The sequence below is a fragment of the Longimicrobium sp. genome (assembly GCF_036388275.1).
Lineage (GTDB): Bacteria > Gemmatimonadota > Gemmatimonadetes > Longimicrobiales > Longimicrobiaceae > Longimicrobium.
On the sequence record NZ_DASVSF010000060.1, the window covers coordinates 214,449 to 228,477 of the forward strand.

The 14,029-nt window shown below is 69.4% G+C and carries 17 protein-coding genes; 14 read left to right on the forward strand and 3 right to left on the reverse strand.

Features of this window, described 5'->3' with window-relative positions:
* The first annotated feature begins 1 nt into the window (after window position 1).
* The 5 genes from crcB to VF632_RS13470 all read left to right on the forward strand — a co-directional run bounded on the left by crcB (window position 2) and on the right by VF632_RS13470 (window position 1,925).
* Complete coding sequence (gene crcB / locus VF632_RS13450) at window positions 2–367, forward strand: fluoride efflux transporter CrcB (protein ID WP_331023419.1); 366 nt, start codon at window positions 2–4, stop codon at window positions 365–367.
* 67 nt (window positions 368–434) lie between these two features.
* Complete coding sequence (locus tag VF632_RS13455) at window positions 435–671, forward strand: hypothetical protein (RefSeq protein ID WP_331023420.1); 237 nt, start codon at window positions 435–437, stop codon at window positions 669–671.
* Window positions 668–970 (forward strand): type II toxin-antitoxin system RelE/ParE family toxin, encoded by a 303-nt coding sequence (locus tag VF632_RS13460; protein ID WP_331023421.1) that lies wholly within the window; start codon window positions 668–670, stop codon window positions 968–970. Before VF632_RS13455 ends, VF632_RS13460 begins: the two co-directional genes overlap by 4 nt.
* A 23-nt stretch (window positions 971–993) precedes the next feature.
* On the forward strand, window positions 994–1,296 hold the full coding sequence (locus tag VF632_RS13465) for a hypothetical protein (protein WP_331023422.1): 303 nt from the start codon (window positions 994–996) through the stop codon (window positions 1,294–1,296).
* 143 nt (window positions 1,297–1,439) lie between these two features.
* Window positions 1,440–1,925 (forward strand): hypothetical protein, encoded by a 486-nt coding sequence (locus VF632_RS13470; RefSeq protein ID WP_331023423.1) that lies wholly within the window; start codon window positions 1,440–1,442, stop codon window positions 1,923–1,925.
* 159 nt (window positions 1,926–2,084) lie between these two features.
* On the opposite strand, the gene VF632_RS13475 is transcribed toward VF632_RS13470, so the two are convergent.
* Complete coding sequence (locus VF632_RS13475) at window positions 2,085–2,681, reverse strand: hypothetical protein (RefSeq protein ID WP_331023424.1); 597 nt, start codon at window positions 2,679–2,681, stop codon at window positions 2,085–2,087.
* Window positions 2,682–2,748: 67 nt separating this feature from the next.
* Window positions 2,749–3,018 (reverse strand): hypothetical protein, encoded by a 270-nt coding sequence (locus tag VF632_RS13480; protein ID WP_331023425.1) that lies wholly within the window; start codon window positions 3,016–3,018, stop codon window positions 2,749–2,751.
* Between the two features lie 122 nt (window positions 3,019–3,140).
* Between VF632_RS13480 and VF632_RS13485 the strand changes: the two genes are divergently transcribed.
* Window positions 3,141–3,902 (forward strand): nuclear transport factor 2 family protein, encoded by a 762-nt coding sequence (locus VF632_RS13485; protein ID WP_331023426.1) that lies wholly within the window; start codon window positions 3,141–3,143, stop codon window positions 3,900–3,902.
* A gap of 21 nt (window positions 3,903–3,923) precedes the next feature.
* Here VF632_RS13485 and VF632_RS13490 read toward each other — a convergent pair whose 3' ends face one another.
* Complete coding sequence (locus VF632_RS13490) at window positions 3,924–4,382, reverse strand: GNAT family N-acetyltransferase (protein WP_331023427.1); 459 nt, start codon at window positions 4,380–4,382, stop codon at window positions 3,924–3,926.
* A 205-nt stretch (window positions 4,383–4,587) separates the two neighbouring features.
* On the opposite strand from VF632_RS13490, the gene VF632_RS13495 reads away from it, so the two are divergent.
* The 8 genes from VF632_RS13495 (at window position 4,588) to VF632_RS13530 (ending at window position 13,998) form a co-directional block, all read left to right on the forward strand.
* A complete protein-coding gene (locus tag VF632_RS13495) occupies window positions 4,588–5,481 on the forward strand; it encodes an SDR family oxidoreductase (protein ID WP_331023428.1) in 894 nt (297 codons plus the stop codon).
* Between the two features lie 36 nt (window positions 5,482–5,517).
* The gene (locus VF632_RS13500; RefSeq protein WP_331023429.1) at window positions 5,518–6,162 is read left to right on the forward strand and encodes a hypothetical protein; all 645 of its coding nucleotides are present in this window, start codon (window positions 5,518–5,520) and stop codon (window positions 6,160–6,162) included.
* Window positions 6,163–6,314: 152 nt separating this feature from the next.
* Complete coding sequence (locus VF632_RS13505) at window positions 6,315–8,990, forward strand: ATP-binding protein (protein WP_331023430.1); 2,676 nt, start codon at window positions 6,315–6,317, stop codon at window positions 8,988–8,990.
* Window positions 8,991–9,056: 66 nt separating this feature from the next.
* Complete coding sequence (locus VF632_RS13510) at window positions 9,057–10,892, forward strand: alpha-amylase family glycosyl hydrolase (RefSeq protein ID WP_331023431.1); 1,836 nt, start codon at window positions 9,057–9,059, stop codon at window positions 10,890–10,892.
* Between the two features lie 258 nt (window positions 10,893–11,150).
* Window positions 11,151–11,450: a hypothetical protein gene (locus tag VF632_RS13515; protein ID WP_331023432.1), complete on the forward strand. Its 300-nt coding sequence runs from the start codon at window positions 11,151–11,153 to the stop codon at window positions 11,448–11,450.
* Window positions 11,451–11,456: 6 nt separating this feature from the next.
* On the forward strand, window positions 11,457–12,056 hold the full coding sequence (locus tag VF632_RS13520) for a hypothetical protein (RefSeq protein WP_331023433.1): 600 nt from the start codon (window positions 11,457–11,459) through the stop codon (window positions 12,054–12,056).
* A gap of 456 nt (window positions 12,057–12,512) precedes the next feature.
* Window positions 12,513–12,947 (forward strand): hypothetical protein, encoded by a 435-nt coding sequence (locus VF632_RS13525; RefSeq protein ID WP_331023434.1) that lies wholly within the window; start codon window positions 12,513–12,515, stop codon window positions 12,945–12,947.
* Window positions 12,937–13,998: a glycoside hydrolase family 6 protein gene (locus VF632_RS13530; RefSeq protein WP_331023435.1), complete on the forward strand. Its 1,062-nt coding sequence runs from the start codon at window positions 12,937–12,939 to the stop codon at window positions 13,996–13,998. Before VF632_RS13525 ends, VF632_RS13530 begins: the two co-directional genes overlap by 11 nt.
* The last annotated feature ends 31 nt before the right edge of the window (window positions 13,999–14,029 follow it).

The window sequence follows — 14,029 nt, forward strand, 5'->3', positions numbered from 1 at the left end:
CGTGAACTGGCTGCTGGTGGCGCTCGGCGGGGCGGCGGGCGCCGTCGCGCGCTACGGCGCCGGGCGGTGGGTGGGCGTGCCCGCCGGGGCCGGGTTCCCGTGGGCGACGTTTGGGGTGAACGTGGCGGGCTCGCTGCTGCTGGGAATCGTGGTGGCCCTCGTTCCGCCGGACGATCCGCGGCGCGCGCTGCTGGCCGTGGGCTTCTGCGGCGGACTGACCACGTTCAGCACCTTTGGATACGAGACGATGGTGCTCTGGCAGCACCGCGCGTACGGCGTGGCGGCGGCCTACGTAGGGCTCAGCCTGGTGTCCGGTTTGCTCGGTGTCGTGCTCGGAATGTGGGGCGCTACAAGGCTGGCGCCATGAGCGCGCATGTATTTTTTCCTGGCTTCCGCGCTGCTCACAGTGTATCTTTTCGGGAGGATGATGGACCATGAGCAAGAGGAAGAAGATGCTCACCGCCGAAGAGATTGAGATTGCCGCGCTCCGGCTCCCGGAAGACGAGCTGGTCCCCCTGGTTGACCGTCTGCTCGCGCAGTTGGCTGCCGTCCGGGCCATCAGCCCCGCTGTGCTCGACGACGCCGAGCGCCGCCTGGACGCGATTTACGCCGGCCATGCGCCCACCATCGGCTTCGACGATCTGCTCGCGGAACTGGAACGGGATCTTTGAACGTCCGGTTCTCCATCGAGGCCCGCGCGCAGATTCTCGAGGCCAAGGCGTACTTCCTGAAACAGAAGCGCGAGCGCGCCGCCGGGTTCGTGCGTGAAGTGCGTCGCGTCGGCACGCTGCTAGGCGAATTCCCAGATTTGGGCGTGAGCCGGGGCCGCTTACGTCTTGCCTTGCTGCAGGGGTTCCCGTACGCCCTTCTGTACGAGGTCAGGACGGATACGATCTACGTCACCAATCTGATCCACCAGGGAAGCGAGCGGTACGCCCAACTTGCCGATCGCGACGGAGATGAACCGTGAGCCGGAGAAAACGCCCCCTCACCATGGAACGGATCAAGGCCGCTGCGCTGGAACTGCCGGAGCAGCAGCTGGATGACCTGGTCGACGCTTTGGCTGCAACGCGGCCCGTTCGCCGCGGCGCTGGGGAGGCGTGGATTCAGGAGGCCGAACGGCGTATCGAACTCTATCATGAAGGCAAGCTGGAGACGTTCGACGCCGCCGACGTTCTGGAGGACGATGAATGGGCCGCCGAAGTCGAGCGGCGAATTGTCGAGGTCGACTCGGGCGAGGTAACGCCGATCCCGATCAAGGAGGCGAGGGCGCAATGGCGAGCATTGCTCCGCTGAGCCCTGTTGTGCGCCGATCTGGTTTGGGTCGTCGCCGGCCGGTTGGATTTTCGCACTGCGTCCGCCCGCTCCGCGTTCCGATCCCGAACCTTGCGGGTCACATGCAGTCTACGAATGGGCGCGATCGGATGCTGGCGCGATGGATGTTGCGCCTTGCCGCCGCCATCCTGCTGTCCCTGGTCTGTGGCCAGGTGCAGGCGCAGCCGTCGCGGGACCGGCAGGCGGGCGTTCTGCTGCGGGTGGAAACGCCGGAGGGGCGGTTCGCGGGCACCCTCGTCACGGCCTTGCCAGACACAGTCGTCCTGCGGTCGCCCGCGACGGCGGTGCTGTTCCGCATTCCCGTGCGGGACATCCTTCGCGTTGAGGAAGGCTTGGGGCGGCCTCCGCTCACCAAACTGGTGATCGAGCGCGGACTGCAGGGCGCCGCGATCGGCGCCGTGGCCGGAGCGGTGTTCGGGCTGTACCTGCAGTCTGAGTCCGGCGCGAACATGGTGTGGTTCTCTACGCTCGTCGCCGCGGAGGTGGGTGCGATCACCGGCGGGGTCTCGGCGCTCACGGAACGGCGCCGGGAGCGCTGGCGCGTGATCCAGCTTCCCATCGGCGGGCCTCACGATCACCAGCGTCCGTGAGTCCCGCAGGGACTGAGCGGCGAAGTGGTCCCTCGGGCGAATAAATTCGCTGCAACGACTACACGATGTCCACCTTCGTGGACTGCCTGCTGTGGCGCGGGTTCAGCCGGGTGGCGCGCCTTGTGTTCGGGGTGACCGTCATTCCCGTTTCCCTCTTCCCTATTCCCTCTCGTCATCGTCGGAGTGGCCCCACGGCGCGGGGGGCGGTGCGACGGGGCGGGTGAGGTCGAACTCCACGCGGAAGCGGCGGTCGGTGCCTTCGCGGCGCAGGGCGTAGGCGAAGCGTGCGCCCGGCATTACCTCCACCGTCCAGACGTTGGTGACGGCTGCGGGGATCAGGGTGGCGGTGTGGGCATCGGCATGGAATTCCTGCGTGGACGCCGTCCCGGGGCCGCGCGTGTCGCCGCCGTACTGCGTGATGCGGTCTTCGCTGCCGTCGGCGTGGCGGTGGTCGTGCTTCAGCCGCAGCCCGGTGGCGGTACGGGTGATGATCCACGTCCGCGAGTGGTCGTCGCCCACGTGAAAGGGAACCTGCACCTCGGTTTCCGAGCACCGGCGCACGTGCATCACCATCGGCTTGCCCGCGAACGCCGTGTCGCCGGGCGCGGAGCCCACCGCCATCCTTCCGCCGTATGCGCGCCCGCACAGCCCCTGGAGCGTCGCCCAGAACGTGTCTTGCTGGCTGGCGGGCGCGGGCGCCGTGGCCCGGCATCCCACGAGCGCGGCACAGCACAGCACGATCATCGCTCGGCGCATCGATTCTCCAGGTGGGGGATGTGCAGGGAAGGCGGAAGCGCCGGGCAGGCGGCGCTTCCGCGGTGCATCAGGTGAAGTTGACGATGTCGGTGTACCAGAGGGCGAACAGCGACAGGAGCACCAGCAGGAGCAGGAAGGCAACCATCCACCCGGTCTTGCCACCGCGCCGTCGGACCGGGGCGTGCTCGCGGGGGTCGTGCACGGGGCCGGCGTGCGCGCGGTCGTGCCCCTGGCGGCCGGCGACGGCACCGGCCGGTTCACGGATTCCGCAGTGGGGGCACAACGCCGCCTCGCTGCTGACGCTTCCGCCGCACTCGCGGCATGGAACCATTGCCATCACCACCTCTACCCGTCTCGGGGAACCCGCGTACTTCGATGGGCTCCGAAGCGGCAAGAGGTGGGCCGCCTGTCCGCTTCCGTGCCGCGGAACGCCTTGCATCTTACGCCCAACCCAGATCCGTGACGACACGCTTTGCGGTGAGCCTGGTGTGCCTCTCGCTCGCGAGTTCACAAGCGGCCTGCGCCAGCACCGCGCCCGCCGCGCGGCCAGGGAGCACGGCGGCGGACACCACCGGAGCGCTCGCCGCGCAACGTGACTGGTGGCGCGCGTTCGCCACCGCCGACACGGCGTACCTGCAGGCCCACACGGCGCAGGACTTCTCACTGACGCTGAGCAGTGGGCGGGCGTTCGACGGGGCAGCCATGCTCGCGCAGGCAGCGAGCCACGTCAACGGCGGGCGCCTGGCGATGCAGTGGGCGGAGGAGTCGGTGGGCGTGGCGGCGCCTCCGCTGGCGGTCGCCACCCTGCGCGTGACGGAGACAGACGGGCCCACCTCCGCCAGCTACCGCTATCTGACCGTGCTGGAGCGCGGCGGCGGAATTTGGCGCGTCGCTGCGGCCCAGAGCACGCGCGAGCTGGTGTTCACGCCCCGGGTACCCGTTGAGCGATCCGGTCTGCTGGGCGACTTCGCGGGGGGATACAGAACGCCGCGCGGCCTGGTTCTTCGCGTGGAGGTGCGCGGCGCGGCATTGGCGATGGTGGAGCCGTCCGGCGCCGAGATTCCCCTGGAGCCCATCGGCCCGGGAATCTTCGAGTTCCGCCAGCTGTCACCGTCCAACGGAATGGTGCGCATGGTGTTCACCCGCGACGCCACCGGCCGCATCGCCGGCATGACGCGGCTGATCAACGGTGAGGCTACGACGTTTCCGCGCATCCCCTGATCTCGCTCGCCGCGGCCGGCGTCAGTCCGCGGCCGGGCTTTCCGTGCCGTCCGCCGGCTCGCGCGGAAGCAGCTCCATGCGGATGGCGTAGTCGCGAAAGCCCTGCGACTGCCAGAACCCGTGGCCGGTGTGGTTGCTGGCCAGCACGTCAAGCGTGACGCGGGCGTACGCCGGAATCACTTTCGAGAGCAGCACCTGGATGGCGCGCCGCCCCACGCCCTTGCCGCGGTGCTCCTTGAGCACGAAGAAGTGGCGGATGTACGCCGAGTCTTCGTCCACGCTCACCATGGAATAGGCCACGGTAGCGCCCTCTTCCAAAAAGAGGACGGCCGTGTAGTCGTCTTCGCGGATCCAGCGGAGCATGCGCTCCTCCAGCCGCTGCAGCGACATCCCTCCGCCGTCCCACTCGTCCTCGATCAGCTGGCGGTTGATCTCGGCCAGGAAAGCCGCGTCCGATTCCTCCGCGTACCGAAATTCCATCGTTCGTCCCAAAGATGTGTCGAGTCGTTTCGCATCCGCCGGGCGGCGATGGCGACGGCGGTTTTCGTGCCGCCCGCGCCCCAGCCGCGCCGGAAGATACGCCCGGTGGCAGGAGGCTGGACAGCGGCCCGCCCGCGTACGACCTTGCGCTCCAGTGCTCGTTTCTGCGACACCATCTGCCACACAAGGGGCTCGGATGAACGGGATGATCTTGGTCGCCGGGGGAACCGGTACGCTCGGAAGTCACTTGGTGCCCCTGCTGCGGGGCCGGGGCGCCCCGGTACGCGTGCTGACGCGCGACCCGGCCAAGGCGCGGCACCTGTTGCGCGACGGCGTGGAGGTGGTCGCGGGCGACGTGCGCGATCCCGGTTCGCTGGCGCGCGCCATCGACGGCGTGAGCACCGTGGTCTCGGCGGTCCACGGGTTCGTGGATTCCAGGAAGACGAGCCCGGAGGCGGTGGACTGGCTGGGGAACCGCAACCTGGTGCAGGCCGCGAAGAATGCCGGTGCCGGGCACGTCGTCATGCTCTCGGCCCTGGGCGCGGCGCCGGACCATCCCATGAGCCTGTACCGGATGAAGCATCGCGCGGAGGAGGAGCTGAAGGCCAGCGGCCTCGCGTGGACCATCATCCGGGCCAGCGCGTTCATGGAGATGTGGGCGAAGATGGTCGCCGAGCCGCTGCTGAAAACCGGGAAGACCACCATCTTCGGACGCGGCCGCAATCCCATCAACTTCGTCTCGATCCACGACGTCGCGCGGTTCGTGGACCTGGCCATCGCCGATCCCTCCCTTCGCGGGCAGACGGTGGACGTGGGCGGGCCGGAGAACCTGACCTTCCGGCAGGTCGTGGAGATCGCCCAGCGGGAGACGGGCGCGCGCGGCACCGTGCGCCACGTTCCCCTGCCGATGATGCGCGCGCTCTCGGTGCTGATGAAGCCCGTCAACCCCGGGTTCGCCCGGCAGGTGCAGGCCGGCGTGGTGATGGACACGCACGACATGTCGTTCGATGGCGCCGCGCGAGGCCGCCGCTTCCCGTCGATCCCCCTGACGACCTACGCCGAGGTCGTCCGCCGCGACTTCCCCCGCCGGTCCCGCTGATGCCCTTCGTGGGATGGCGCTGCCTCTGCTGATGCGATGAATCCGCCGTCTCCGCCGACCCCCGCCGACTCCTTCGCCGGGATCCCCGACGGGCCGTGGAGCCGCATCGCCGAAGAGGCGCGCGCCCGCGTGGCTGCCGCGGTGCCCGGCTACCGGCGCACCGCCCTGGTGGCCGCGCTCGCCGCGCTGGTGGCGCTCCCCTTTTCGCCGCCCATCGCGGTGGCCCTGGCCCTCCTGGCGGGGCTGTTCTACACAGTCGTCGTTCGCCCCGCCGCCACGGCGAGCCCGCAGGTGTTCATTGGCCGCGTGGTGGGGCGGCGGATGTGGCGAAAGGTGTGGGACGCCAACGAGGGAAGCCCCCACGCCGGCAACCGCGTGGAGATCGCCCACTTCGCCAAGTGGATGCTGGTCGTGGGCGTGGATGCGCGAGTGGAGCTCGCCCCAGCCGCCGCAACGGTCCAGGGCCAGGAGGTGCGTGAGATGGACTTCGCCGTGCCGCGCGAGCTGTTCACGAGCCTGGGCGACGGCGAGCGCATCGGGATGATCGTCACCCCCGCCAACGACCTCCTGGGATACGTGGCGTCACACGGCCGGCCGGTCTGGTTCGACGAGCCGGTGGACCAGTCGTGGAAGCGCGGCGGATACAAGGTCTTGGACGACCCCGAGGCCTGGCCCGAGTAGCGGATGGATCCGGACGCGGGGCTTCTCCTGTAACGGCGGCCCGGATTCCGGGCGCTCGCCACGCCGCAAGCATTGAAGTTGAGAGTACCTCCGCGCTATCGTAGTGCAGCCACACTGGCTCACGCACGCGACGCGACGCACCGGAGATCCCGTTGGCCGATTCCCACCACTCCACCCCGGGCACCGAAGCGGACGCCGCCGAGCCCCTGTCGGTGCCTTTTCGCGCGGTGGACGACGAGCGGCTGACGGAGATCTTTGCCAACGCCCCGGCGCTGATCGTCGTGGTCCGCGGGCCGGACCACGTGTTCGAGCTCGCCAATCCGCCCTACCTGCGCCTGCTGGGCCATCGCGACATCGTGGGCCGGCCCGTGCGCGATGCCGTTCCCGAGGTGGCGGAGGCGGGCTTTCTCGCCGTGCTGGACGAGGTGTACCACAGCGGCGAGCCCTTCGTGGGCATCGAGCTGCCCATGCAGATTCGCATCACGCCAGACGGCCCGGTCGAGGAGCGGTTCTTCAACTTCGTCTACCAGCCGCTGCGCGACGGGGACGGGCGCGTGGACGGCATCCTGGGGCACGGCGTCGACATCACCGACCTGGTCGTCGCCCGCCGCATCGCCGAAGAGCAGGCGGCGGAGCTGGAAGTCTCGGCCGACGAGCTGAAGACGGCGGGTGTGCGCCTGGCGCAGGAGGCCCAGGAGCGCGAGCGCACGCTGGACCAGGCGCGCCGGCTGCAGCGGCTGACGGCGCTTCTGAACCAGGCGGTGAGCCCCGAGGCCGTGGCCGACGTGATCCTGGAGGGCGGGCTGGCCGCCACCGGCGCCGACGCCGCGTCGCTGGCCATGCTGCGCGCCGAGGCCCGGCAGTTCGAGATCGTGAGGACCGCCGGGTACGGCAAGGAGCTGGCGGAGCGCTACCGGACCTTTCCGCTGGAGCCGGGGCGCCCGGTGTCGGAGGCGGTGCTGCGGCGCGAAATCGTTTTGGTCGACTCGCCCGAGGCGTGGCGGAAGGGCTTTCCCACGGCCAGCGAAGACCTGGTGAAGCTGGGATACCAGGCGTTCGGGGCCGTCCCCGTGGCCAGCGGCGAGCGCACCATCGCCGTGCTGTCGTTCAGCTTTCGCGCGCCGCAGGAATTCGACGAGGCCACGCGCACCTTTCTGGCGACGCTGGGAGAGCAGTGCGGCCTGGCGCTGGAGCGCGCGCGACTTCACACGGCGGAGCTTCACAACGCCGAGCGGCTGGCGGCGCTGCTGGAAACCATCCAGGACCCGTTCGCGGCCTTCGACCGCGAGCTGCGCTTCACCTACGTGAACCCGCAGGCCGAGCAGCTGCTGGGCAAGCCCGCCGCGGAGCTGATGGGGCGCCGGATGGACGAGATGTTCGCCGACGCGCACCAGTCGCCCATGTACGCGGGCATCCACCAGACCGTCCGCACGGGCGAGCCGACCCAGGTGGAGGGGTTCAGCCCGGTGATCGGGCGGTGGGTGGAGGCGCGCATCTACCCCGCGCCCGACGGCGTGTCGCTGGTGTTCCAGGACGTCACCGACCGCAGGCGCCGGGAAGATGCCGCGTCGCTGCTGGCCGAGGCCAGCCGCGCGCTCTCGGCGTCGCTGGACTACGCGACCACCCTGCGCGCCGTCGCCCAGGCCGCGGTGCCGGCGCTGGGAGACTGGTGCGCGGTGGACATCCTGGCCAACCCGGGCGCCGAGGGGCCGCCGGAGATGGAGCGCGTCGCCATCTTCCACCGCGATGCCACCAAGCTGGCGCTGGCCGAGGAGTTCACCTCGCTGTACCCCACCGACTGGTCGGGCGAGCAGGGGAGCGCGGGGGTGCTCAAGACCGGCACGCCCATGATGGTGCCCCGCATTTCCGACGAGATGCTGGTGGCCGGGGCCCGCGACGCGGAGCACCTGGCCATGATGCGGCTGCTGCAGTTCTGCGCCGTCATCACCGTGCCGCTGGTGGCGCGGGGCCGCACCGTGGGCGTGCTCACCCTGTGCATGACCGAATCTGGCCGCGGCTACGACGAGGCGGACCTGCGCGTGGCCGAAGACCTGGCGCACCGGGCGGCCATCGCCGTCGACAACGCGCGCCTCTTTCGCGACGCCGAGCGCGCCCGCGCCGAGGCCGAGGCGGCCAACCTGGCCAAGAGCGAGTTCCTGGCCGTAATGAGCCACGAGCTGCGCACTCCGCTGAACGCCATCGGGGGCTACACCGAGCTGCTGGCGATGGGCATCCGCGGGGCGGTGACGCCGGAGCAGGCGACGGACCTGGAGCGCATCCGTCGCAGCCAGCAGCACCTGCTGGGCTTGATCAACGAGGTGCTCAACTACGCCAAGCTGGAAACGGGCATCGTCCGCTTCGACATCGGCGACGTGGACGTGCCCGGCGCCGTGGGCGAGGTGGAGTCGCTCGTCCTGCCGCAGGCCCAGGCCAGGCGCCATTCGCTGGTGTCGGACTGCGACGCGGGCGTCGTCGTGCGTGCCGACCCCGAAAAGCTGCGGCAGATCCTGCTGAACGTGGTTTCCAACGCGGTGCGCTTCACGCCCGAGGGCGGGCGGATCACCATCGGCGCACGCACCCGCGGCGATTCCGTCGCGGAGATCACCGTCACCGACACGGGCATCGGCATTCCGGAAGACAAGCTGGAGGCCATCTTCGAGCCCTTCGTGCAGGTGGGGCGCGGCCTGAACACCCCCGGCGAGGGGACGGGGCTGGGCTTGGCCATCAGCCGCGACCTGGCGCGCGGCATGGGCGGCGACCTGGTGGCCCGGAGCACGCCGGGGGAGGGAAGCGTGTTCACCCTCACCCTTCCCTCCGGCGGCGCCTGACGCGGCCGCCCGGCCGTCCCCGGATTCATCTCACCGGATCACCTTTTGAGCGAAGGGCGCCCTACAATGGAACTGCAGGAACGCATCGGCGCCTGGCCCGTTCCGGACGGCTGCTTCTTCCGCGTGTGGGCGCCCCATGCGCAGGGCGTGCGCGTGCTGGTGCAGGAGGGGCCGTCGACGTGGACGGACGGGCAGACGGTGATGGAGCAGGACCTGGAGCAGGCGGACGGCTACTGGAGCGGCACGGTGCCGGGGGTGCAGCCGGGGCAGCTGTACCGCTACCGCATCGTCGGTCCCGGGGGCAAGGTGATGGAGCACCTGGACCCCGCGGCGCGCGACGTGATCAGCTCGCAGCTGACGAGGGACGATCCCACGGTTCCGAACGCCTCCATCGTCGTGGACAATACGCCGTATCCATGGGCAGAGTTTTCCCCGCCGCGCTTCGAGAACTTCATCATCTACCAGCTGCACGTGGGCACCTTCGCAGGTCGCGGCGACGGTCTGAACACGGATCGGCCCGGGTTCGAGGAGCTGGAAAGCAAGCTGCCGTACATCCGCGAGCTGGGCTTCAGCTGCATCCAGCCGCTGCCGATCCAGGAGTTCCAGGCAGACCGGTCGTGGGGCTACAACCCGGCCTCGTTCTTTGCGCCCGAGTCGTCGTACGGGCATCCCGCGGCGCTGAAGCACTTCGTGGACGCCGCGCACCAGCAGGGGCTGGCCGTGATCTTCGACGTCGTCTACAACCACGCCGGCCCGGGCGACAGCGTGCTCTGGCAGTACGACGGCTACGCCAACGTCGAGGTGGTGGACGGCAAGGAGGTGCCGGGGGGCGGCATCTACTTCGAGGGCGGTATGGAGACGCACTGGGGGCGCGGGCCCGCGTGGCACAAGCCGGAGGTGCGGGACTACTTCTACCAGAACGCCCGGATGTACCTGGAGGAGTACGCGGCCGACGGGCTGCGCTTCGACGTGACCACGCAGATCGACGGCAACCACCTGAGGGTCGTGATCGACCGGCTTCGCGCCGACTTCCCGGACCGCTACTTCATCGCCGAGCACCTTCCCGACCACCCGTGGATCGTGGACACGGGCCGCTTCTGCGCCACGTGGGACGCGGATGCGCACCACGAGTGCCAGCGGGCGCTGGTGGGGCAGGACCCGGTGAACAAGGTGAAGGGGTTCCTGGGGTGGAACGGCTACCAGGAAAGCTGGAACCTGGTGAAGTACACCATGGGTTCGCACGACGACATCGGCGACGACCGCAACGGCAACGCCAAGGACGGACTGACGAACTGGGACGGCCGCCACCGCTACCTGGTGGACCAGCTGGGCGGGCGCGGCGACTGGACGGCGCGCGCCAAGTGCCGCCTGGCGTGGGCGCTGAACGTGGCGATGGCCGGCACGCCGATGATGTTCATGGGCTCCGAGTGCATGCAGGGCGCGCCCAACGTGGCCTGGGGATACTGGCACGATGGCAGCGACGCCAACGGCGACCATCGCTTCAACTGGAGCATCGCCGGCGACGACATCGCCATGGAGATGCGCCGGCTGGTGGCGGAGTGCAACGGGGTGCGCTGGCAGAACCCCGCGCTGCGGGCGGGATCGCTGGCCGTTCCGCACGAGGACCACACCAACCAGGTGCTCGGCTTCGTCCGCCAGCTCGACGATGGCGTGGTGCTGACGGTGGTGAACCTGGGCGAGCAGAACTTCGGCGGCCACGGCTACGGCGTGCACACCGGCGGGCACCACGGCCAGTGGACGCAGATCATGTGTACTCAGGACGCGCGGTTCGGCGGATGGGATGGCGCGGGCAACGCCTGGTACGAGCCCTGGACCCAAGGGGACGGGCGCGTCTACATCAGCCTCCCCAAGTGGAGCGTGGTGATGCTGCGCCGGAAGTGACGAACGGCGAGCGCAGGGTGTCATCCCGATGGAGCGGCCACGGTGAACCTGCCCGCACACCGAAGATAGCAGCGACTGAGGGATCCGCCACACACCTGCGTACCTGCTCGCCAGCAGCGGAAACACCGATTCGAGATCGCTTGGGTGATGCAGTGAGATTGGCTGCCCAGGGCGGCTCCTGGCTGACTTACGACGGGGCTGGCGTAGCGCTCGCCCCTTGAATTCGTACGCCTCTAGGCGTACATTCGGGAGGCGGAGATGAGCTTGGAAGCATACCGGAGCCTGCTCGTGGAGAAGCTGGCTTCCGGCGAGTTCTCGCATGAGCCTCGCGAGGCGATGGAAGAGAAGAACCTGCTCGCGGTGGGTGATGTCAGCGCAGCGATCGTGGTGAAACTTCTTCGGAGGTGTACGCCCCAGCAGTATGCGACGGGGCAGCATCACAAGCTGCCGAGGGTGGTTGTCCACGTTTTCCGGCCGGTAGATGTTGACGGCGCCGGGTGGTACATCAAGGCTTATTTCCTCAGGGGTGGCGCCACGTTCATTTCAGTGCACAGGTAGTGCGTCATGCGAATCCTGAAGAGCGGCGATCTCCTGGAGGCGATCTGCGAACGGTGCGAGGAACTGGTGGAGGGAACCTACCAGTACCGGCCGTTCCCCCTGGAAAAATTAGGGGTCGTGGTCCCGAACGTCCTCGTCGGAGTCTGTGGAACATGTGGCGAGATCGTGTCGCTCCCCGCACAGTCCACCCCTCGCCTGAAGGAAGCCAGGGAGCGGCAGATGGAAAAGGTGCCGCTCCGGTTTTCCCGGGAGCTGGAGGACGTGCTGGGGCTGGTGTCCGCGTCGCTGGCCGCCCCGATGACGGCAGTTACGGGAATGCTGGTGCGCTACTATCTGGAGATTGCCCGCCGTGATCCCGGGCTGCGAAGGCGGATCGTCAGGGCCCTTGAGAATCCCATTCTGAAGCAACCCCGGGATGCGCGCGCCGCGGTGAGCGTAAACGCGGATTCACTGGGCGTCGTCGAGCAGCAGATGGCTGAAGCGGGGGTGCTTAACCGCTCGGATCTCTTTCGGGGGATGCTAATGGTGGCGGGGGAAGACGTCCTGGACAATCGGGCGCCCAAGCGGCGCGAGACTCTGATGGAGTTGGCGGCTGTAACGGCGTAGTGCCTGCCGCCTACCGTCTCCATCATCTCACCCGTGCCCCTGACCCGATCACCGAGGCGCGTCCGTGCCAGTTTTCGTCCACCTGACCCCGCATCGCAACGTGACGGCCATCCGCCGCGGCTGCGGTGCGTCTCGCGGGCTGTGTGGCGGATCCCTCAGTCGCTGCGGCCTTTCGTGCAGACGTCAGGGTTCCGGGGGCCGCTCCATCGGGATGACAGTCGTGCTTCGGCACGTGAGGCTGGAAGGCCTGCTTTGCGCGCCTTCGCGAGCGGCGGAACGGGGAACGCTGACTGTTCGCTCCTTCGGTTCGCGGTTTGCATCATGGGATAGTGGGCGCGCCGCGCACTACTGCCAGGCGAGGGCACGGCCGTTGGCGCCATCCCCGCACGGCCTGCCTCGACCGGGCAGACCGGAGCGGGTGCAGGCGGACATCACTTGACATAACGGCAAGGAACGATGCAGCACTCCGAGGACGAAGGACGCGAGACAGACGGCGGCAAGCGGCGGCCGATGCTCGCGGGGGTGGAGGTGCGCGAGGAGGACCTCGAGCCCATCAAGGGTCTCGAGGTGGCTACCCTGGTGGTGCGGGTGGCATCCATGGTGGTGCTGCTGCTGGCGCTCTTCCAGTTCGGATACTGGTGGTTCGACCGGCCGCCGGGCGGGGTGGGCATGGGGCTGATCATCGGCGACACCATCCGCCTGATCGTGTTCGCCGCGCTGCTGTGGGCGGGCGCCGACCTGGCCGGGGTGATGATCAAGACCCACTACGACATCCGTGCCTCGCGCATCCTGATGGCGCGGCAGACGTACATGATGAAGCAGATGGGCGTTGCCAAGGGCGCGCTTCCCCCCGAAGAGGCGGGCCATCGCCGCGCCGACGATGCGGACTAGCGGTACCCTGCCTTCCCCGCCGGACTCCGCTCCGGCGGTACCCGCGCCCGCCTTCGCCCCGGCCCTCCGGCGCGCGCCGGGATGGCGCGTGCTGCCGCTCCTGGTGCTGGTGGCGGGGCTGGTGCTGTGGGCGTCGTCCAGCACGGGGCAGGCGGCCAACCCCTTCCGCGGACAGCGGCTGTACGTCGATCCGGCCTCGCTCGCGCGGCGGCAGGCGGCTGCCTGGCAGCGCTCGCGCCCGGCAGACGCCGCGCACATGATGCGCATCGCCAACCAGCCGCAGGCCATCTGGGTGGGCGACTGGGTACCCAACATCCGCGCCGAGGTGGACCGCCTGGTCACGCAGATCAGCGCGGCCGGGGCGCTGCCGGTGCTGGTGGCGTACAACATCCCCAACCGCGACTGCGGGCTGCACTCCAGGGGCGGCGCGCGCAGCGGCGACGGCTATCGCCGCTGGGCCCAGGACTTTGCGCGGGGGCTGCGCGGCCGGCGCGCGGTGGTGATCCTGGAGCCGGATGCGCTCCCCTCGATGGACTGCCTGCCCGTGCGGTTGAAGGACGAGCGCATGGCGCTGATGCGCGAGGCGGTGCAGACGATGACGGCCGGCGGCGCGGCCGTGTACATCGACGCGGGCAACGCCAACTGGCGGCAGCCCGGCGACATGGCCGCGCTGCTGCGGGGCGCGGGCATCGACCGGGCGCAGGGGTTCGCGCTGAACGTTTCCAACTTCCACAACGTGCAGGTGAACCTGACGTACGGCGAGCGGCTGAGCCGGCTTGTGGGCGGCAAGCACTTCATCATCGACACCAGCCGCAACGGCCGCGGCACGCCCGTGGTGCCCGAGTGGTGCAACGCGCGCAACCAGGCGCTGGGCCGCGCGCCCACCACCAACACCGGCCACCCCCTGGCCGACGCGTTTCTGTGGGTGAAGATGCCCGGCCAGTCCGACGGCAACTGCAACGGCGGCCCGCGGGCCGGCGCCTGGTGGCCGGACTACGCGCTGGAACTGAGCCGCGCCGCCGAGGCGCTGGGAAGCATGCTGCCGCGCTGATCCGGAGCTCGACGCCGGGACGCAGTCCCTG

Bases quoted from the DNA above. Each gene is read 5' to 3' on its own strand.
- VF632_RS13455 (WP_331023420.1), top strand. From the start codon at position 435: ATGAGCAAGAGGAAGAAGATGCTCACCGCCGAAGAGATTGAGATTGCC.
- VF632_RS13465 (WP_331023422.1), top strand. From the start codon at position 994: ATGGAACGGATCAAGGCCGCTGCGCTGGAACTGCCGGAGCAGCAGCTG.
- VF632_RS13470 (WP_331023423.1), top strand. From the start codon at position 1,440: ATGTTGCGCCTTGCCGCCGCCATCCTGCTGTCCCTGGTCTGTGGCCAG.
- VF632_RS13475 (WP_331023424.1), bottom strand. From the start codon at position 2,681: ATGCGCCGAGCGATGATCGTGCTGTGCTGTGCCGCGCTCGTGGGATGC.
- VF632_RS13480 (WP_331023425.1), bottom strand. From the start codon at position 3,018: ATGGCAATGGTTCCATGCCGCGAGTGCGGCGGAAGCGTCAGCAGCGAG.
- VF632_RS13490 (WP_331023427.1), bottom strand. From the start codon at position 4,382: ATGGAATTTCGGTACGCGGAGGAATCGGACGCGGCTTTCCTGGCCGAG.
- VF632_RS13495 (WP_331023428.1), top strand. From the start codon at position 4,588: ATGATCTTGGTCGCCGGGGGAACCGGTACGCTCGGAAGTCACTTGGTG.
- VF632_RS13500 (WP_331023429.1), top strand. From the start codon at position 5,518: ATGAATCCGCCGTCTCCGCCGACCCCCGCCGACTCCTTCGCCGGGATC.
- VF632_RS13510 (WP_331023431.1), top strand. From the start codon at position 9,057: ATGGAACTGCAGGAACGCATCGGCGCCTGGCCCGTTCCGGACGGCTGC.
- VF632_RS13515 (WP_331023432.1), top strand. From the start codon at position 11,151: ATGAGCTTGGAAGCATACCGGAGCCTGCTCGTGGAGAAGCTGGCTTCC.
- VF632_RS13520 (WP_331023433.1), top strand. From the start codon at position 11,457: ATGCGAATCCTGAAGAGCGGCGATCTCCTGGAGGCGATCTGCGAACGG.
- VF632_RS13525 (WP_331023434.1), top strand. From the start codon at position 12,513: ATGCAGCACTCCGAGGACGAAGGACGCGAGACAGACGGCGGCAAGCGG.
- VF632_RS13530 (WP_331023435.1), top strand. From the start codon at position 12,937: ATGCGGACTAGCGGTACCCTGCCTTCCCCGCCGGACTCCGCTCCGGCG.